This is a genomic window from Insolitispirillum peregrinum (assembly GCF_900156605.1).
Lineage (GTDB): Bacteria > Pseudomonadota > Alphaproteobacteria > Rhodospirillales > Rhodospirillaceae > Insolitispirillum > Insolitispirillum peregrinum.
Map to the genome: position 1 here is coordinate 1 of NZ_FTOA01000003.1, position 17,565 is coordinate 17,565.

Annotated in this window: 18 protein-coding genes; 10 read left to right on the forward strand and 8 right to left on the reverse strand. The window is 63.8% G+C overall.

The window, feature by feature from the left end:
* The 8 genes from BW995_RS07835 to BW995_RS07870 all read right to left on the reverse strand — a co-directional run.
* Positions 1 to 491, reverse strand: a 491-nt coding sequence (locus tag BW995_RS07835) for a hypothetical protein (RefSeq protein WP_217696059.1), incomplete at its 3' end; no start/stop codon positions are given.
* A 237-nt stretch (positions 492 to 728) separates the two neighbouring features.
* Entirely contained in the window at positions 729 to 1,928 is a 1,200-nt protein-coding gene (locus BW995_RS07840; protein ID WP_076399668.1) for an amino acid aminotransferase, read from the reverse strand.
* Between the two features lie 33 nt (positions 1,929 to 1,961).
* Positions 1,962 to 2,576 (reverse strand): YitT family protein, encoded by a 615-nt coding sequence (locus BW995_RS07845; RefSeq protein WP_076399669.1) that lies wholly within the window; start codon positions 2,574 to 2,576, stop codon positions 1,962 to 1,964.
* Positions 2,573 to 3,088 (reverse strand): Lrp/AsnC family transcriptional regulator, encoded by a 516-nt coding sequence (locus BW995_RS07850; RefSeq protein WP_076399670.1) that lies wholly within the window; start codon positions 3,086 to 3,088, stop codon positions 2,573 to 2,575. Before BW995_RS07850 ends, BW995_RS07845 begins: the two co-directional genes overlap by 4 nt.
* A 19-nt stretch (positions 3,089 to 3,107) precedes the next feature.
* Positions 3,108 to 4,469: an amino acid permease gene (locus BW995_RS07855; protein ID WP_076399671.1), complete on the reverse strand. Its 1,362-nt coding sequence runs from the start codon at positions 4,467 to 4,469 to the stop codon at positions 3,108 to 3,110.
* Positions 4,470 to 4,659: 190 nt separating this feature from the next.
* Positions 4,660 to 5,097 carry a PaaI family thioesterase gene (locus tag BW995_RS07860; RefSeq protein ID WP_076399672.1) on the reverse strand — a complete coding sequence of 146 codons (438 nt, stop codon included), beginning with the start codon at positions 5,095 to 5,097 and terminating at the stop codon, positions 4,660 to 4,662.
* Between the two features lie 5 nt (positions 5,098 to 5,102).
* Positions 5,103 to 6,668, reverse strand: a complete 1,566-nt coding sequence (locus BW995_RS07865; protein WP_076399673.1) for a class I adenylate-forming enzyme family protein — start codon at positions 6,666 to 6,668, stop codon at positions 5,103 to 5,105.
* Positions 6,662 to 7,825, reverse strand: a complete 1,164-nt coding sequence (locus BW995_RS07870; RefSeq protein ID WP_076399674.1) for an acyl-CoA dehydrogenase family protein — start codon at positions 7,823 to 7,825, stop codon at positions 6,662 to 6,664. Before BW995_RS07870 ends, BW995_RS07865 begins: the two co-directional genes overlap by 7 nt.
* 177 nt (positions 7,826 to 8,002) lie before the next feature.
* Here BW995_RS07870 and BW995_RS07875 point away from each other — a divergent pair, with 177 nt between their 5' ends.
* From BW995_RS07875 to BW995_RS07915, 10 genes are all read left to right on the forward strand, one after another.
* On the forward strand, positions 8,003 to 8,803 hold the full coding sequence (locus BW995_RS07875; protein ID WP_076399675.1) for an enoyl-CoA hydratase-related protein: 801 nt from the start codon (positions 8,003 to 8,005) through the stop codon (positions 8,801 to 8,803).
* Positions 8,800 to 10,365 carry a 3-hydroxyacyl-CoA dehydrogenase gene (locus tag BW995_RS07880; RefSeq protein WP_245821341.1) on the forward strand — a complete coding sequence of 522 codons (1,566 nt, stop codon included), beginning with the start codon at positions 8,800 to 8,802 and terminating at the stop codon, positions 10,363 to 10,365. Before BW995_RS07875 ends, BW995_RS07880 begins: the two co-directional genes overlap by 4 nt.
* 39 nt (positions 10,366 to 10,404) lie before the next feature.
* Positions 10,405 to 11,607, forward strand: a complete 1,203-nt coding sequence (locus tag BW995_RS07885) for a 3-oxoadipyl-CoA thiolase (protein WP_076399676.1) — start codon at positions 10,405 to 10,407, stop codon at positions 11,605 to 11,607.
* A gap of 180 nt (positions 11,608 to 11,787) precedes the next feature.
* The gene (locus BW995_RS07890) at positions 11,788 to 12,621 is read left to right on the forward strand and encodes an IclR family transcriptional regulator (protein ID WP_084194676.1); all 834 of its coding nucleotides are present in this window, start codon (positions 11,788 to 11,790) and stop codon (positions 12,619 to 12,621) included.
* A 39-nt stretch (positions 12,622 to 12,660) separates the two neighbouring features.
* Positions 12,661 to 12,813 carry a hypothetical protein gene (locus BW995_RS20755; RefSeq protein WP_175617024.1) on the forward strand — a complete coding sequence of 51 codons (153 nt, stop codon included), beginning with the start codon at positions 12,661 to 12,663 and terminating at the stop codon, positions 12,811 to 12,813.
* Positions 12,814 to 13,011: 198 nt separating this feature from the next.
* The gene (locus tag BW995_RS07895; RefSeq protein ID WP_245821342.1) at positions 13,012 to 14,211 is read left to right on the forward strand and encodes an ABC transporter substrate-binding protein; all 1,200 of its coding nucleotides are present in this window, start codon (positions 13,012 to 13,014) and stop codon (positions 14,209 to 14,211) included.
* A 70-nt stretch (positions 14,212 to 14,281) separates the two neighbouring features.
* The gene (locus tag BW995_RS07900; protein WP_076399678.1) at positions 14,282 to 15,160 is read left to right on the forward strand and encodes a branched-chain amino acid ABC transporter permease; all 879 of its coding nucleotides are present in this window, start codon (positions 14,282 to 14,284) and stop codon (positions 15,158 to 15,160) included.
* Positions 15,157 to 16,116, forward strand: a complete 960-nt coding sequence (locus BW995_RS07905; RefSeq protein WP_076399679.1) for a branched-chain amino acid ABC transporter permease — start codon at positions 15,157 to 15,159, stop codon at positions 16,114 to 16,116. Before BW995_RS07900 ends, BW995_RS07905 begins: the two co-directional genes overlap by 4 nt.
* Positions 16,103 to 16,816, forward strand: coding sequence for an ABC transporter ATP-binding protein (locus tag BW995_RS07910; RefSeq protein ID WP_076399680.1), 714 nt, complete (start codon positions 16,103 to 16,105; stop codon positions 16,814 to 16,816). The genes BW995_RS07905 and BW995_RS07910 overlap by 14 nt, the downstream gene beginning before the upstream one ends.
* On the forward strand, positions 16,800 to 17,534 hold the full coding sequence (locus BW995_RS07915) for an ABC transporter ATP-binding protein (protein WP_217696060.1): 735 nt from the start codon (positions 16,800 to 16,802) through the stop codon (positions 17,532 to 17,534). The genes BW995_RS07910 and BW995_RS07915 overlap by 17 nt, the downstream gene beginning before the upstream one ends.
* The last annotated feature ends 31 nt before the right edge of the window (positions 17,535 to 17,565 follow it).

The following is a 17,565-nucleotide window of genomic DNA, read 5'->3' on the forward strand; positions in this document are numbered from 1 at the left end:
CGGTCCGCTTCTGACAGATTGTCCTGCCCCAGCGAGCTCCAGGCCACCACATAGCCGCCGTCGGGCAGACCACAAACCGTCGGGAAATCCTGCGCGCTGGTGGCCACCAGATTGACGGTCACCTGCGTGTTGACGGCCGCTCCGCTGGCGTTGTAGCGCTGCAGGTAAATGTCCTTGTCGTTGCCCGCCCCGGTCCAGGCCACCACATAGCCGCCATCGGCCAGCGCCGCCACCGACGGCACCGTCTGATCGCCCGCCGTCAGGCTGTTGACCCGGAGTTCGTCGCCCGACCGGGTGCCATCGGCGTTAAAGCGCTGGCCGTAAATCCCCCAGCCGCTGCCGTCCTGATCCTTCGACTGCCACACCACAACCCAGCCGCCATCGGCCAGAACCGTTACCGAAGGCTCGGTCTGCTCGCCGGACACGGCAGTGTTTATAATTTGTTCTTCATTTGCAGAAGCGAAATTTCCACCAATAGATGTATCGGTCATTGCAACAGCCTCACCTGTTTTAACTATCCATACCCAAACAATCTAATAGAGAAAATTTTCCATCTATTCAAGTAGGGGAATTAAGACCTGTAGCGAGGACAATTGTGTGGTTTGGATTATGTGAGTGCAGAAAAATGAAAGATAATCTCCGATTGGCCTGATACTTGACCGTACCAACAAAAAGGGATGATGCCAAACGGCACCATCCCCATTCCTTTAGCCTGTCCGCCGGTGGTCTTACCCCTGACAAACCTGCGCAAACGCCTGTGCCACCCGCTCGACGTTGCGGCTGTTCAGGCCAGCGACGCAGATACGGCCACTGCGCACCAGATAGATGCCGAACTCGTCGCGCAGGCGGTCGACCTGTGCGGCGCTGAGACCGGTGTAGCTGAACATGCCGCGCTGCTGCACCAGATAGTCAAAGTTGCGCTGTGGCAGGGCCTGCTTCAGCGCATCGACCAGTTGGGTGCGCATGGCGATGATGCGGGTGCGCATCTGTTCGACTTCGGCCAGCCACGAGGCTTTCAGGGCTTCGTCGCGCAGCACGATATCGACCAGCGCCGCGCCGGTGGTCGGCGGGCTGGAGTAGTTGCGGCGGACGGTGGCCTTCAACTGCCCCAGCACCCGCTGGGCGGCCTCGGCGGTGTCGCAGACGATGGACAGGCCCCCGACGCGTTCACCGTACAGCGAGAAAATCTTGGAGAACGAGTTGCTGACCAGGAACGGCTGGCCGGTGGCGGCCAGAGCGCGGATGGCATAGGCATCGTCGTCCATGCCGCCGCCAAAGCCCTGATAGGCGATGTCCATGAAGGCAATCAGGTTGCGCTCGCACACCACGCGGATCACCTGATCCCACTGGCCCGGGGTCAGGTCCGAGCCGGTCGGGTTGTGGCAGCAGGGGTGCAACAGGACGATGCTCTGCGCCGGAAGCTGTTGCAGGGCGGCCAGCATGCCGTCGATGTCAACGCCGCAGGTCTGCGGGTCAAAATAGGGGTAGGTGTGGGTTTTGAACCCGGCGCCTTCAAAGATGGCGACATGGTTGTCCCAGGTCGGGTTGCTGACCCAGACTTCGGACTGCGGGAAATAGCGGCGCAGGAAATCGGCCCCGACCTTCAGCGCGCCTGATCCGCCCAGGGTCTGGATGGTGGCAATCCGTCCGTCGGTGCGGGCCGCCGAGTCCGCGCCGAACAACAGCGCCTGCACGCCGTCGCGGTAGCTGGCCATGCCTTCCATCGGCAGGTACAGCTTGGCTTCGGCCGGGCGGGCGGCCAGTTGGCTCTGGGCTTCGACCAGCGCCTGCGGCAGCGGCACGATGCCCTGATCGTTGTAGTAAAGACCAATGCTGAGATTGACTTTCGCCGGACGGCTGTCGGCACGGAAGGCTTCCATCAGCGACAGGATCGGGTCACCGGCATAGGCATCGACATGATTGAACATGGTTGGCTCGCACTCATGCAAGGGGGGAACGGATCACGCCAGATAACGGTTCGGGCGGTGATTCATCAGGATGATCAGGTTCAGCGCAAAGGCTCCGATGACCGACGCCACCAGCAGCGGCCACGACACCAGAAACAGCGAGGCGATCAGGATGGTAAAGTCCAGCGCCATCTGCACCTTGCCCGCCCGGATACCGTAGCGGTCCTGCAGGTACAGGGCCAGCATGTTGAAGCCGCCAAGGCTGGAGCGGTGACGGAACAGGGCAATGAATCCCAGACCCATCGCCACATTGCCCATCACGGCGGCATAGAACGGGTTGATGTCGCCCAACTGGATGAATTGTGGATGCAGTTCACTGAACAGCGACACCAGTGCGATGGCGCAAAAGGTCTTGATGACGAAATCCAGCCCCATCCGCTTGAAGGCCAGATAGTAGAACGGCAGGTTGAGGGTGAAGAATACCACCCCAAAGCGGACGCCGAGGACGTGGTGCAACAGCACCGCCAGCCCGGCGGTGCCGCCGGTCAGGGTGCCGGAGGCCTTGATCAGCATCACGCCGAACGACACGATCAGGCTGCCGACCAGCAGGGCCATCACGTCTTCGATCAGGGTATGGGGAACTTTGGGGACGGTGGTGGTCTGGCTCATGGAGTGGCTCCCATGCTCGGATCGGAAGAGGCAGAGGACGGAGACGTAACCGGCAGGTGGCCGTTTTCCTTTACCCGCTCCAGCACCACCGCCGTCCGCACATGGCTGACGCTGGCGCTGAGCGAGGCCAGCTCGCTGATCAGGCGGCTCATGTCCGGCAGGTCAGCGGCGGCAATTTTCAGCAGGTAGTCATAGTCGCCGGTGATCTTGAACACGTCACGGATGGCCGCTTCCCGCTCGATGAAGGCCATCAGGGCGGCCACCGCCTGCGGGGCGTGGCTGACCATGCGGACCTCGACCATGCCGACCATCGGCGTGCTGTCGGCCAGCGGGGAAATCTGGGCGTAATAGCCAAGGATCATCCCCGACTGTTCCAGCGCAATCCGGCGGCGCGAGCATTGCGAGGTGGACAGGCCGATCCTGTCGGCCAGATCCTGATTGCTGAGGCGGCCATTGCCGCGCAACAGCGCCAGAATCCGGCGGTCGTGGTCATCAAGGGCGACGGGTTTCATGATCAGCCAGCGCCTTTTCTCAGCGTTGAACCGGTGCAAACCGGGTGCGCAGGGCGTACAGCACCCCCAGCGCCACGATCCATCCCGGCATCACCCACACCGCGAGGGTCATGTCCGGGGTCATCATCATCACCACCAGAATTCCGGCCATGAACAGCAGGCACAGGTAGTTGGTCAGTGGATGCCACGGGCTGCGGAAACTGCTCTGCCGGTTCTGCTGGCGCAGGTGGCGGCGGAATTTCAGGTGGGTCAGGCTGATCATGCCCCAGTTGATCACCAGCGCGGCAACCACCAGCATCATCAGCAACCCGAACGCCTTGCCGGGCATCAGATAGTTGATCAGCACACAAATGGCTGTTGCCACCGCCGACACCGCCAGCGCGGGCACCGGCACGCCGCGCTTGTTGACGCGGGTCAGCACCTGCGGAGCATTCTTTTGCAGGGCCAGACCGAACAGCATCCGGCTGTTGCAGTAAACGCAGCTATTGTACACCGACAGGGCGGCGGTCAGAACCACCACGTTCAGCACGGTGGCCACCAGCCCGTTGTCGAGCGACTGGAAAATCAGCACGAACGGGCTGCCGCCCTCCTGCACCTGCGTCCACGGGTACAACGACAGCAGGACGGCCAGCGCGCCGACGTAGAAAATCAGGATGCGATAGATCACCTGATTGGTGGCTTTGGGGATGGTGGTCTGCGGGTCACGGGCTTCGGCGGCGGTGATGCCGACCAGCTCCAGACCGCCGAACGAGAACATGATCGGGGCCATCGCCAGCGCCAGCCCGCCGAGGCCGTTGGGCAGGAAGCCGCCCAGCGCCCACAGGTTGCTGACCGAGGTCTGCGGGCCGCCGCTGCCGCTGAACAGCAGCCACAGGCCGAACAGGATCATGCTGACAATGGCGGCAACCTTGATGATGGAAAACCAGAATTCCATCTCGCCGAACAGCTTGACGTGCAGCAGGTTGATGATGTTGATCACCACGAAAAAGGCCAGTGCCGAGGCCCAGGTGGGGATGTCGGGCCACCAGTACTGCACATAAATGCCGATGGCGGTCAGTTCGGCCATGCTGACCAGCACGTACAGCACCCAGTAATTCCAGCCGGACAGGAACCCGGCGAAATTGCCCCAATAGGTATAGGCAAAGTGGCTGAACGAGCCCGCCACCGGGGTATCAACGACCATTTCCGCCAGTTGGCGCATGATCAGAAAGGCAATGATCCCGGCGACCAGATAGCCGAGCAGGATTGACGGGCCAGCCAGTTTGATGGTTTGTGCCACCCCGAGGAACAACCCGGTCCCGATCGCCCCGCCCAGCGCGATCAACTGAATGTGTCGGTTGGACAGGCCCCGGCTGAGGCTGTCGTTCTGCTCGCTCTGCATCGAGCCTGATCCTTATCCTGTAAAGGGACAATCACCCGTGATTGCCGAAAAAATGCACAAAGATGGCATTTAGCACAGGAATGATGCACATATCCATTAAAATGAGAGATATGGTGATCAACAGAACGGGGTCCGGGGCCTTGCGGCCCCGGCGAGGTGTGGAGCAGCGCTCCACGTCCCTGCTTTTTTATTATGCACGCGGCTGGCCGTCCCTGCTCTCGCTGCCGCGATGATAGCGAAAGGTGCCGCTGGCGGTGGCAATCAGCGAGTCGTGTTCATCGTGGATGCTGGCCGAGGTGAAAAAGATCTTGCTGCCGCCGCCGCTGACCAGCCCTTCGGCGCGCAGGTGCTGACCCTTGGCGATGCCGATGAAGTTGGTGGTCAGCGACAGGGTGAGCGTGCGACGCACGTTTCCCGGCACCGGGCAATGGCACCCGGCATAGCCGCTGACCGTATCGAGCAGGGTGGTGAGCAATCCGCCGTGGGGAAGACCGGCCCGGTTGAGGTGTTCCGGGCGCAGGGTCATTTCGACCACCGCCCGGCCCTGTTCCCATTCGGTGATCCGGTAGCCCAGCAGGCGGGAAAACCCGCTGGCACTGTTTTGTTCCCACAGAAGATTCTCGTCCATGACCGCTATAGCCTTTCCGGGATGTCACTGGCTCCGCACAGCCGGTCAGCGGCCAGGACCAGATGGTGTTTCTGGATTTTCCCGGTGGCGCTGGCTGGCATGGCCGGAACGATAAAAATGCGCTGAGGCCGTTTATACGGTGCCAGCCGGTCGTGAATGAAGGCTTTTAAGGCGTCTTCGTCCAGTTGACTGCCGGGTGACAGCTCGACAAAGGCAATCACCTCCTCGTTGCCGGGGATGCGCCGCCCGACCACCGCGCTCTGAATCACCAGCGGATGGGCGTTCAGCGCGGTTTCGACTTCGGGCGGATAGACGTTAAAGCCCGAGCGGATGATCAGTTCCTTGCACCGCCCGACCAGGAACAGCGCCCCGTCCGGCCCCTGTCGGCACAGGTCGCCGGTTTTCAGCCAGCCGTCGGCGGTGACGGTGGCGCGGGTGGCAATCGGGTCGTTGTAATAGCCCTTCATCACGTTCGGACCGCGTACCCACAGTTCACCGATCTCGCCGGGGGCGACATCATCGCCGGTGAGCTGGTCGATGAAGCGCACCTCGACATGCGGCAACGGTGGGCCGATGCTGTCATCATCGCGCGGTGACGGGATCAGGGTCTGGGAAACGGTCGGCGAGGCTTCGGTCAGGCCATAGCCGTTGTTGAGGGCGGTGCCGAACAGTCCCTCGATTCGCCGTTTCCACTCCAGATCGAGCGGTGCTCCCCCCGATGACATGTAGCGCAGGTGCGGCGCCTTCAGGGCACGGCCTTCGGCTTCCAGATGCTCCAGCAGCTTGGCATACATCGCCGGAACCCCCTGAAAAACGGTCACGCCGTTTTCCAGCGCCCGCGCCAGATGGCGGGGATCAAAGCGCGGCACCATCTCCAGCATCCCACCGGCCTTGAGGGTGCCGAGGAAGGTCGAGGCCAGGCCGAACACATGGCTGATCGGCAGCACCGCATAGACATGGTCGGCGGTGGTCAGGCCGCGTTGCTGGCCGGAAATGGTGGCGATGTACAGCAGGCCGCGATGGGTCAGCATCACGCCCTTGGGGGTGCCGGTGGTCCCCGAGGTGTAGATCATCGCCGCCACCTGATCGGCGTTGCTGTCCTCCACCGGCTCGGGGGTGGCCGGACGCTGCCCGGCGATCAGCACCGTTCCGGCGTGGGGCAGGGAATGGTCGTCGGCCTGATGGCGGGCACCATGGGCGGCGGCATCGCGGGAGGTCTGGGGGGTGAACACCAGCGCGCGCGGGGTGCAATGCTGCTCGATCCGGTCGATTTCCACCGCCGGGATGCGGGCATTGACCACCACCGCCCATGCATCCAGCCGGGAACAGGCCAGAATCATCGCCGCGAGGGCGGCGCAGTTTTCGTTGACCAGCAAAACGCGGTCACCACCACGGACGCCCGCGGCCTCCAGCAGGGTGACGGCGGCATCGCTGGCCTCGCCCAGTTGGGCAAAGGTCAGCGTCTGGCCGTCGTGGTCGATCAACGCCACCGCCTGTGGCCGTTCAGCCCGCCAGCGGTCGGCCAGCAGGTGCAGGCGGCGAGGCAGCTCGGGCAGGGGGGCTGTTACCATGTCCGCGCGTCCTTCAACATGTTGCGGGCGATCACCAGTTGCTGAATCTGGGTGGTGCCTTCGTAAATGCGGAACAGGCGCACATCGCGATAGAAACGCTCGATTCCGTAATCGGCAATATAGCCTGCGCCGCCGTGAATCTGTACCGCCCGATCGGCCACCCGACCGACCATTTCGCTCGCATACATCTTGCAACAGGCGGCTTCGGTGCTGACGTCGATGCCCTGATCCTTGCGGCGGGCGGTTTCTTCGACCATGCAGCGGGCGGCATAGGCTTCGGCCTTGCTGTCGGCCAGCATCGCCTGAATCAACTGGAACTCGCCAATCGGCTTGCCGAACTGCTCGCGTTCCAGGCTGTAGCGCAGGCTGTCTTCGATCAGGCGTTCGGCCACCCCGACGCAGACCGAGCCGATGTGCAGGCGGCCCCGGTCGAGCACCTTCATCGCCGTCTTGAAGCCCTGATGCAGGCGGGCTTCGCCGCCGATGATCGCCGAGACCGGTACCCGCACGTTGTCAAAGATGACATCGCAGGTGTGCGCGCCCTTTTGCCCCATCTTGTGGTCATTGGGGCCGAGGGAGATGCCCGGCAGGTTGGCATCGACAACAAAGGCCGAAACGCCGCTGGCGTCGCGGCTGTCGGGATTGGTGCGGGCAAAGACGGTGAACACCCCGGCTTCGGGGGCGTTGGTGATGTAACGCTTGGTGCCGTTGATCAGGAAATCATCGCCATTGCGGCGGGCGCTGGTGCGCAGGGACCCGGCGTCCGATCCGCTGCCCGGTTCGGTCAGGCAGAACGAGCCGATCAGCTCGCCCGAGGCGAGGCGCGGCAGGTAGTGGCTCTTTTGCTCGTCGGTGCCGTCAATCACGATCCCCTGCGAGCCGATGCCGTTGTTGGTGCCCATCAGCGAGCGGAAAGCGGGTGAGGTGCGCCCCAGCAGGAAGGCAATCTGCACTTCTTCGCTCATCGCCAACCCCAGCCCGCCATAGGCTTCGGGGATCGACATGCCGAACAGGCCCATGTCGCGCATGTCCTGCACCACTTCGGCCGGAATGGCGTCGTCTTCGGCCACTTTGGCTTCCAGCGGGCGCAGGCGGTTGTCCACAAAGCGGCGGACGGTATCGAGCAGTTGGGAGAGGGTTTCCGGGTCCAGAGCCATCGTGTGTTTCCTCGTGTTTTGTCTTGTGATGTTTCGTATCGTGAAAATCAGTTTCAAAAAACTGTTGATGCAGACGGTGGCACGAACTACGATGCCCGTCAAGAATACGAAATTGGTTTTCACCATGCGAAATTAAAATCGCCGAAAGCCAGAACCAACAGATGGGAGGAAACCGCAGTGGACGGCATCGAACGCCAGACCGTGCTGGAACTTTCAGAGGATGGGGTGGCGGTGCTGCGCCTCAACCGCCCCGACGTGCGCAACGCCCTCAGCCCGGCGCTGCGGCAGGAACTGGCCGAGCATTTCCATGCTCTGGCTGATGACCCGCAGGTGGCCTGCGTGGTGCTGACCGGCGGCCCGACAGTGTTCGCCGCCGGGGCCGACATCAAGGCGATGGCCACCGCGTCGCCGGGCGAGATGGTGGCGCGGGCCAGCGAACGCAGCTGGGCCCCGATCAAGGATTTCCCCAAGCCGCTGATTGCGGCGGTCAACGGCTGGGCGCTGGGCGGCGGTTGTGAACTGGCGATGCACGCCGACATGATCATTGCGGGCGAATCGGCAAAATTCGGCCAGCCGGAAATCCGGGTCGGCATCATGCCGGGAGCCGGTGGCACCCAGCGGCTGACGCGGGCGGTCGGCAAGGCGCGGGCGATGAAAATCCTGCTCACCGGCGAGCCGGTCAGCGCCGCCGAGGCGCTGGCAATGGGGTTGATCACCGAAGTGGTGGCTGATGAGGCGGTGCTGGCGCGGGCGGTGGCTCTGGCGCAGACCATCGCCGCGCTGCCCCGGATGGCGGCGCGCAAGATCAAGGAAGTGGTGTTGGCCGGGCTGGATGGCCCGCTGGAGGCCGGGTTGCGGCTGGAGCGGCAGGCTTTTCAGTTGCTGTTCGACACCGCCGATCAAAAGGAAGGCATGGCGGCGTTCATCGAAAAGCGCCCGGCCCGCTTCAACCAGCCCGCCGGGGAGCCGCAACAATGAGCGATCTTGTGATGCAGATGCAGGCGGGGGATACCACCCTCGGGATCGTCGGGGCCGGGATCATGGGGCGTGGCATTGCCCAGATTGCTGCCGAAGCGGGGGTGACCGTGCTGCTGGCCGATGCCCGTCCGCAGGCGGCGCAGGAGGCGCGCGACTTCGTTGCCGGAATGCTGCGCCGCAAGGCCGACAAGGGCACGCTGACGGCGGAGCAGCTCGAGGCGGCACTGGCGCGTCTGGTGGTCACCGATGCCGGGCCGGATACCGGCTATGGCGCCTTCGCCGGTTGTCATGTGGTGGTCGAAGCGGTGGCCGAGCGGCTGGAGATCAAGCATGCGGTGCTGGCCGGACTGGAAGCGGCCGTATCGGATGACTGCATTGTGGCCACCAACACTTCGTCGCTGTCGGTGACGGCGATTGCGGCGGCGGCTCGCCGTCCCGGGCGGGTGGCCGGATTTCATTTCTTCAATCCCGTTCCGCTGATGCGGATCGTGGAAGTGATCGGTGGCACGGTCACGGACGACGCGGTGGTCGAGGCACTTATTACCCTGGCCGGTCGCCTCGGTCACCGCCCGGTCCGTGCCACCGACACCCCCGGCTTTCTGGTCAACCACGCCGGGCGGGCCTTTGGGACCGAAGCGGTACGGATCGTCAGCGAAGGGGTGGCCTCGGTTGCCGATGTTGACCGGGTGATGGTCGAGGCTGCCGGGTTCCGCATGGGGCCGTTCCAGTTGCTCGACCTGACCGGGCTGGATGTGTCGCATGCGGTGATGGAAAGCATCTATCACCAGTACTATCAGGAACCGCGCTATCGCCCCGGCTATCTGACCGCCCAGCGGCTGGCCGCCGGTCTGCTCGGTCGGAAAAGCGGAGAGGGGTTCTACTGCTATCCCGACGGGGTGCAGGCAATGCCGCCCGAACCGGCGGTTCCCGTTGCTGGTGGCGTGTCGGTGTGGATTGGTGCGGGTGATCCGGTGGACCGCGAGGCGGTGCGGGCGATGGTGCAGGCCGCCGGTGGGGCGCTGGAGTCTGGCGACCGCCCCTCGGCACAGGCGGTGTGCGTGGTGATGCCCTATGGCGACGATGCCACCTCGTGCGGGCTGGCGCAGGGGCTGGACCCGGCGCGGGTGGTGGCGGTGGACATGCTGTTCGGCCTGCGCGGACGGCGGACGATGATGCTGACCCCGCTGACCGACGTCGCCTGCCGTGACCAGATACACGCCCTGCTGGCTGCCGATGGCAGCGCGGTGACGGTGATCGAAGACAGCCCCGGCTTCATCGCCCAGCGGATGGTGGCGGCGATCGTCAATGTCGGCTGCGAGATTGCCCAGCAAAAGGTCGCCTCGCCGGACGACATCAATACGGCGGTGGAACTGGGGCTTGGCTATCCGCATGGCCCGCTGCGGCTGGGCGATGCCGTTGGACCTCAACGGGTCTTGCGCATTCTGGAAGCCATGCAGGCGCGGACCGGCGACATGCGCTATCGCCCCAGCCTGTGGCTGCGGCGGCGAGCCGGGCTGGGGGTGTCGCTGGCGACTCCGGCGACACCGGTGCGGGCAGCGTAACGGGCACCTCCTTCCTTCTTTTGGACAAGGGTTATCGTAATGACAGACGCTTTTGTGTACGACGGCCTGCGCTCGCCGTTTGGACGTCATGCCGGTGCGCTGGCATCGGTGCGCACCGATGATCTGCTGGCGCAGGTGATGCGGGCGGTGGTGGCACGGTCGCCGTTTGCGGCGGACAGCATCGAGGACGTGATTGTCGGCTGCACCAATCAGGCCGGGGAAGACAGCCGCAATGTCGGGCGGAATGCGGCGTTGCTGGCCGGGTTGCCGGTCGGGGTGGCCGGGCTGACGGTCAACCGGCTGTGCGGCAGCGGTCTGGCGGCGTTGCTCGATACCGCCCGCGCGGTGCGCTGCGGTGAAGGCGAGGTGTTCATCGCCGGGGGCGTCGAAGGCATGAGCCGGGCACCGTTCGTGCTGGCCAAGGCCGACAGCGCCTATTCCCGCTCCAGCCAGATGTATGACACCACCATGGGGGCGCGCTTTCCCAATCCGGCGCTGACCAGTGAACACGGGGCCGACAGCATGCCGGAAACGGCTGACAACATTGCCGCCGATCTGGCGATCAGCCGCGAGGCCGCCGATGCCTTCGCGCTGGCATCGCAGCAGAAATATGCCGCTGCACTGGCGCGGGGGTTCTTTACCGACGAAATCCAGCCGATTGCGGTTAGCACCGGCCGCAAGACGCCGCCGCGTCTGGTGGCCGACGACGAGCATCCGCGTCCGCAGACCGACGCCGCCAGTTTGTCCAGCTTGCGGCCACTGTTTGCCGGTGGGGTGGTGACGGCGGGCAATGCCTCGGGGATCAACGACGGGGCTGGGGCGCTTCTGGTGGCTTCGCGGGCTGCTGGCGAGGCGGTCGGGGCGACGCCGCGTGGGCGGATTGTCACCGGGGCCGTCGCCGGGGTGCCGCCCCGGGTGATGGGGCTGGGACCGGTTCCGGCAGCCCGCAAGGCGTTGCAGCGCGCCGGGCTGACGCTGGCGCAGATGGACGTTATCGAAATCAACGAAGCCTTCGCCAGTCAGGTGCTCGGTTGCTGTCAGCAGCTTGGGCTGGACCCGGCGGATCCGCGCCTGAACCCCAACGGTGGGGCGATTACGGTGGGCCATCCGCTGGGAGCGTCGGGCATCCGCATTGCGCTGTCGGCGCTGCGGCATCTGGAACAGACCGGCGGGCGCTATGCGCTGGTGTCGATGTGCATCGGCATCGGTCAGGGGATCGCGGTGATTCTGGAACGGGTGTGACCCCATAATTTCGCTATGCGAAAATCAATTCCGAAATATTGACGTTCTGTAAGGAGCATGTCAGGCTGTCGATCAGCACTCAAAAAGATGTTCGCTGCTTGTCCCTGCGAGGTAAAAGGGAATGCCCGGACGGTTTATGGTAAGCCGCCGGTTACACGCCACACTCGGGGGGACGAGACGATGAAACGACGGGGTGAAATGCTGGAAGCCCATACAGAAACCGTGCTCCCTGAGGGGGCCGATCCCGCTGAGCGCGACAGCCAGTTCGTCACCGCGCTGGCGCGCGGGCTGGATGTGCTGCGGGCCTTTCGCCCCGGCGATGGTCCGCTGGGCAACCAGCAATTGGCCGAACGCACCGGTTTGCCCAAGCCGACCGTCTCGCGCCTGACCTATACCCTGTCGCGGCTGGGTTATCTCGAGCATTTGTCCGATGTGGGGAAATACGCTCTGGGGGTCGGGGTGCTGTCGCTGGGCTTTACCGCGCTGGGGGCGATGGGCATGCGGCGGATTGCCCGCCCGTTCCTGCAGGAACTGGCGACCTATTCCGGCCTGTCGGTGGCGCTGGGCACCCGTGACCAGTTGAGCATGGTCTATCTGGAATGCTGCCGGGGCGACAGTGCGATCATGTTGGCGCTCGATGTCGGCTCGCATCTGAAACTGAGCACCTCGGCGATAGGGCGGGCCTACCTGAGCGCGCTGCCACCCGCCGAGCAGGCTGGTCTGTTTGCCAGTCTGGCCAGGCACGAAGGCGATCGCTGGCCCGAGGCCCTGCGCGGGCTGGAGCAGGCGAAGACCGACATTGCCAACCGGGGCTTCTGTTTGTCCGCCGGAGACTGGAAGTCAGAGGTCAACGCGGTCGGTGTGCCGCTGGGGGTGGGTGAGGGCGGTCTGGCCTTTGCCCTCAACTGCGGAGGCCCGGCCTACATGCTGCCGTTTGAACGGCTGATTGACGATATCGGCCCCCGTCTGGTGCAGGTTGCTGCGGCAATCCGTCGGCAGATGGGGATGGAGTAAGCAAGCGGAGACTGGAAGTCAGAGGTCAACGCGGTCGGTGTGCCGCTGGGGGTGGGTGAGGGCGGTCTGGCCTTTGCCCTCAACTGCGGAGGCCCGGCCTACATGCTGCCGTTTGAACGGCTGATTGACGATATCGGCCCCCGTCTGGTGCAGGTTGCTGCGGCAATCCGTCGGCAGATGGGGATGGAGTAAGCAAGACCGCTCCGCTGTGGCGGGGCGCAATAAAGGACCCGTTCTGATCCGTACCGCATGTCCGCGACGCAGGCCCTGTTGGGCCTGTGATGGGGCGGCTCGTGCCAAAAATGCGCCAAAACGGCGCCTCGTCCACAAAAAGGCATCCCGTCAGTCCCCGAAAAGCAGGGCGCGGGATCATCCAGGGAGGACCTGTCCATGATGAAGCGTTTTACCTCTGCCGTGCTGTCGAAGCGTCGTGCGTTGCTGGCCTGCTGTGCCGTTGGCGCGGTGATGATGGCCTCTCCGGCGATGGCGGCAGAGTTCGTGCTGGGCTCGGAGCTGCCGCTGACCGGCAAGCTGGCCCGCGTCGGCACCGGCATGAGCGAAGGCATTGCCATCGCCATTGATCTGGCGAATGCCAAGTATGCCGGTCAGCATCATTTCTCGGTGCAGACCATCGATGATGAAACCAACCCGGCCAAGGCGGTGGCGGCGGTGGAAAAGCTGGCCTCGGACCATGTGGTGGCGATCACCGGCGGCTATGGCTCGAACATCATCGGCCCGGCGTCCGAAGCGGCGGCCAAGGCCGGGCTGGTGTACATGACCTCTGGCGGGGTGGCCCCCGAACTGACCCAGCGCGGCCTCGACTCCTTTTTCCGCATCAACAATGCCGATGGCTATGGCAAGGCGATGGTCGGCCTGATTGAGACGATGGGGGCCAAGTCGGTGGCGATCCTTTATTCCAACAAGGAAGCCACCGCCGCGATGGCGACCTATGTGCAAAAGGCACTGACCGACAAGGGCATCAAGATCACCTCGCACGAATTCGACGACACCACCACCGACTTCAAGCCGATCATGAACAAGGTCAAGTTGCAGGACCGGCCCGAAGTGGTGGCGATGATCGGTTATGAAAACGACTATATCGGCATCCTGCGTGCCGGTGCGGTGCTGAAGCCGGACGTCAAGGCGATGGTCGGAGTGTGGTCGCTGGCCACCGCCCAGATGAACAAGGAATTCCATGATCAGGTGCAAGGGGTCTATGGCACCTCGCCGCTGCCCTATCCGGTGGTGTTCAAGGGGGGGGAAGCACAGGATTTCGCCGCCGCCTACATGAACAAGTACAACCGCGAGCCGGATTACCTGCAACAGTTCGGTTATGTGCAGACCATGCTGCTGATCGATGCCATCGCCCGCGCCCATGACAACGACGGCAAGATCGAAGCCGGTGAAATCGCCCGCGAACTGCGCGCCACCACCACCCCGACGATGATCGGCGACGTAACCTTTGACAAGAACGGTGACAACCCGAACTTCACCCATCGCATGGGGCAGCATCAGGGCGACCGGGTGGAACTGGTGTGGCCGGCCAATGCGGCGACCGCCAAGATGAACTATCCGGCGGTTCCCTGGTAAGCCGTTTTGTCCGCTGGCCTGCCGGTTGACCTGGCAGGCCCTTTTTTCGCCTTCGCACGGGAACTCGGCAATGCTGGAACTGATCCTGCAGGCTCTCTATTCGGGGCTACTGGCGGGCGGCTACTACGCCATGATCGCCCTGGGGCTGGCCCTGGTGTTTGGAACCATGCGCATCATCAACCTCGCCCACGGGGAACTGGTGCTGCTGGCGGCCTATGTCGCCTTTGAAATGGAGCGGTCATTCGGCTGGACGCCGCTGGCTTCCATTCCGGTGGCGCTGGTGGTGGTCGGGCTGACCGCGCTGGTGATTTATCTGCTGATTGGCCGCATCCGGCAGGACCGCGAGCTGAACTCGCTGATCCTGACCTTCGGGATCGCCATCGTTCTGACCAACCTGATCCTGATGATCTGGTCGGCAGACATCCGCTCGACCAGCAACAGCTGGTTCATGGATGGCGTGGTGCTGGGGGATACCCTGTTCAGCATGCGCGGCGAAGTGATCTTTTGCGTGATTGGGGTGCTGTTGCTGGCGGCCACCTACTGGTGGCTGAACCACACCTGGCAAGGCCGTGCCCTGCGGGCGGTGGCGTCGAACCGTGATGCCGCCAAGCTGATGGGGGTCAATCCGGCTCGCATCGAAGCGCTGTCGTTTCTGGTGTCCGGTGTGCTGGCGACCTTTGCCGGGGTGGCGGTCTATACCGCTTCGGTGGTGTTTCCGGCGGTCGGTCACAACCTGACCATCAAGGCGTTCGTCATCACCGTGTTGGCAGGCATGGGATCGGTTCCCGGCGTTCTGCTGGGTGCGGTGCTGATCGGGGTGGGCGAGACGCTGACCACCACCCTTGCCAAGCCGTCGCTGCAAGAGCTGACCGGCATGGTGATCTTTCTGCTGATTCTGTTCTTGCGGCCGTCCGGTCTGTTCGGGCGCAAGGGGATGGTGAAGAAATGAAGCACAGGATGGTAGTGCTGGTGGCGCTGGTGCTGGCCTATGGCGCGGTGCCGTTGCTGCTGGGGTCGATGGATTACGTGATGAGCCTGATCATTGCCGCCCTGACCATTGGCGGGGTGGCGCTGGCCTGGGCCTTGCTGGGCAATCTCGGTGGGCTGGTCAGTTTCGGGCATGCGGCGTTCTTTGGCGTCGGAGCCTATACCTCGGCGATTCTGGTGGTCGATCATCACTGGCCGGTGTTGCTGGCGATGGTGGCTGGCGGCGTGGGGGCGGCGGTGGCCTCGGTGGCAACCATGCCTGCCCTGCGCCTGCGCGGGCCGTATTTCGCGCTGGCAATCCTTGCCTATGGTCACATCTTCCGCATTCTGGCGGTCGAAGCCACCAGCCTGACCGGCGGCGCAGCCGGGATGCTGAGTATTCCCGGCTTTCCGACCCTGCTGGGGATCAATCTGGCGAGCAAAACCGGCGCCTATGCGCTGATCCTGACCATCGTGCTGCTGTTCGCCTGGCTGTATGGCCTGATCCGGCGCAGCACCTATGGGCTGGCGTTGCGGGCGATGCATGACAGCGAGCTGGCAACGCGGGTGGTCGGGGTGCCCTCGACCCATCTGAAAGCGGCGATGCTGGTGATTTCAGCCTTCATGACCGGGGTTGTCGGCGCATTTAACGCCCATCAGATCAATTTCCTCGACCCGGAGTATGCTTTTGCCTCCAGTTGGACCGTTTTGCCGATCGCGGCAGCCATTTTTGGCGGCTATCGCACCGTTTGGGGTCCGGTTCTGGGGGCGCTGGTGGTGTTTCTGGTCGATCAGCTGGTGTTCAAGGAACTGATGCCCAGCGGGCACCAACTGGTTTTTGGGGTGCTGTTGGGCGGGATGGTCATTCTGGGGCCGCATGGCCTGCTGCCGCTGTTGGGCCGCTGGAGCAAAAAGGAGGCTTCCCATGCTGGAGCTTGACGCCATCACCATGCGCTTTGGCGGCCTGACCGCGCTGCATGCGATGAGCCTGAGCGTGGCAGAGGGCGAGACGCTGGGGCTGGTTGGCCCGAATGGCGCGGGCAAGACGACGCTGTTCAACGTCATTTCCGGCGTCTATGCCCCCAGCGGCGGGACAATCCGCTTTGGCGGGCAGGATGTCGGTGCCCTGCCGCAATGGAAACGGGCGCGGGTCGGGATCGGGCGCACCTTTCAGATTCCCCAGCCGATGCGGGAACTGACGGTGCGCGAAAACCTGCGGGTCGCTCAGCGATTCGGCGCCGGAAAGGAAGACCCGGCGGCACTTGACGAGATTCTGGACCTGCTGGGGTTGGCGCACAAGCAACACGCCGACGCCGCCACCTCGCTGGCCTTGACCGAGCAAAAGGCGCTGGAGGTCGGCAAGGCGCTGGCGGTGCGTCCGCGCTTGTTGATGCTCGATGAAGTGCTGGGCGGGCTGGAAATGGCGACCAAGCGCACCTTTGCCCGCACGCTGGAAACGGTGCGGGCCCGCTTTGGGCTGACGATGGTGATCATCGAACACGATATCGAAACCATCAAGGCACTGTGCCCGCGGGTGGTGGTGCTGAACTTTGGCCAACTGATCGCCGACGGCACGCCCGAGGCGGTGTTCAACGATCCGCAAGTGATAAGGAGCTACACCGGTGACACCCCTGCTTGAGGTCAGCGGCCTGCGGGCCGGGTATGGTCAGATCAACGTCCTGTGGGATGTCGATCTGACGGTCGAAGAGGGCAAGACGACGGTGATCGTCGGGCCGAACGGGGCGGGCAAGACCACCTTGCTGCGCACGCTGATGGGGCTGGTTTATGCCTCGGCGGGGTCGATGACCCTGCACGGGCAGACCCTGAAAGGCGGCAAGACCTGGGATATCGTCGAGCGCGGAATGGTGATGATCCCGGAAGGCCGGATGGTGTTCCCGGACATGAGCGTGCTCGACAACCTGATGATGGGGGCCTATCCGCGTGCCGGGCGGGCCGACTGGGAAACCCGGCTGGAGCGGGTGTTTGCCATGTTCCCCCGCCTTAAGGAACGGCGCGGCCAGATGGCCGGGCTGATGTCCGGCGGCGAAGCGCAAATGCTGGCGATGGGGCGCGGGCTGATGGAAAACCCGCAGGTCCTGCTGATCGACGAGCCGTCGCTGGGGCTGGCGCCGGTGATCGTCGACGAGATTTTCACCATCCTCGCCGACCTGAAAGCCCAGGGGCTGACCATCGTGCTGGTCGAGCAGAACACCTCGCGCGCCTTGCACCTGGCCGACCACGTTTATCTGATGCGCTCGGGCAAAACGATCCTGTCACAGCCTGCGGCAGAGGTTGATCTGGGACATTTGCATGATCTGTACTTTGCCCGCGATGGGGGATCGGCGGCGGTGGGGTGAAGTACCGGTATATGATAAAAAACAACAAGAT

What these genes read in the sequence shown, in the direction of transcription:
- BW995_RS07910 (WP_076399680.1), top strand. Translation starts at nt 16,103, where the DNA reads ATGCTGGAGCTTGACGCCATCACCATGCGCTTTGGCGGCCTGACCGCG.
- BW995_RS07900 (WP_076399678.1), top strand. Translation starts at nt 14,282, where the DNA reads ATGCTGGAACTGATCCTGCAGGCTCTCTATTCGGGGCTACTGGCGGGC.
- BW995_RS07890 (WP_084194676.1), top strand. Translation starts at nt 11,788, where the DNA reads ATGAAACGACGGGGTGAAATGCTGGAAGCCCATACAGAAACCGTGCTC.
- BW995_RS07855 (WP_076399671.1), bottom strand. Translation starts at nt 4,469, where the DNA reads ATGCAGAGCGAGCAGAACGACAGCCTCAGCCGGGGCCTGTCCAACCGA.
- BW995_RS07895 (WP_245821342.1), top strand. Translation starts at nt 13,012, where the DNA reads ATGATGAAGCGTTTTACCTCTGCCGTGCTGTCGAAGCGTCGTGCGTTG.
- BW995_RS07905 (WP_076399679.1), top strand. Translation starts at nt 15,157, where the DNA reads ATGAAGCACAGGATGGTAGTGCTGGTGGCGCTGGTGCTGGCCTATGGC.
- BW995_RS07865 (WP_076399673.1), bottom strand. Translation starts at nt 6,668, where the DNA reads ATGGTAACAGCCCCCCTGCCCGAGCTGCCTCGCCGCCTGCACCTGCTG.
- BW995_RS07840 (WP_076399668.1), bottom strand. Translation starts at nt 1,928, where the DNA reads ATGTTCAATCATGTCGATGCCTATGCCGGTGACCCGATCCTGTCGCTG.
- BW995_RS07845 (WP_076399669.1), bottom strand. Translation starts at nt 2,576, where the DNA reads ATGAGCCAGACCACCACCGTCCCCAAAGTTCCCCATACCCTGATCGAA.
- BW995_RS07870 (WP_076399674.1), bottom strand. Translation starts at nt 7,825, where the DNA reads ATGGCTCTGGACCCGGAAACCCTCTCCCAACTGCTCGATACCGTCCGC.
- BW995_RS07880 (WP_245821341.1), top strand. Translation starts at nt 8,800, where the DNA reads ATGAGCGATCTTGTGATGCAGATGCAGGCGGGGGATACCACCCTCGGG.
- BW995_RS07850 (WP_076399670.1), bottom strand. Translation starts at nt 3,088, where the DNA reads ATGAAACCCGTCGCCCTTGATGACCACGACCGCCGGATTCTGGCGCTG.
- BW995_RS07860 (WP_076399672.1), bottom strand. Translation starts at nt 5,097, where the DNA reads ATGGACGAGAATCTTCTGTGGGAACAAAACAGTGCCAGCGGGTTTTCC.
- BW995_RS07885 (WP_076399676.1), top strand. Translation starts at nt 10,405, where the DNA reads ATGACAGACGCTTTTGTGTACGACGGCCTGCGCTCGCCGTTTGGACGT.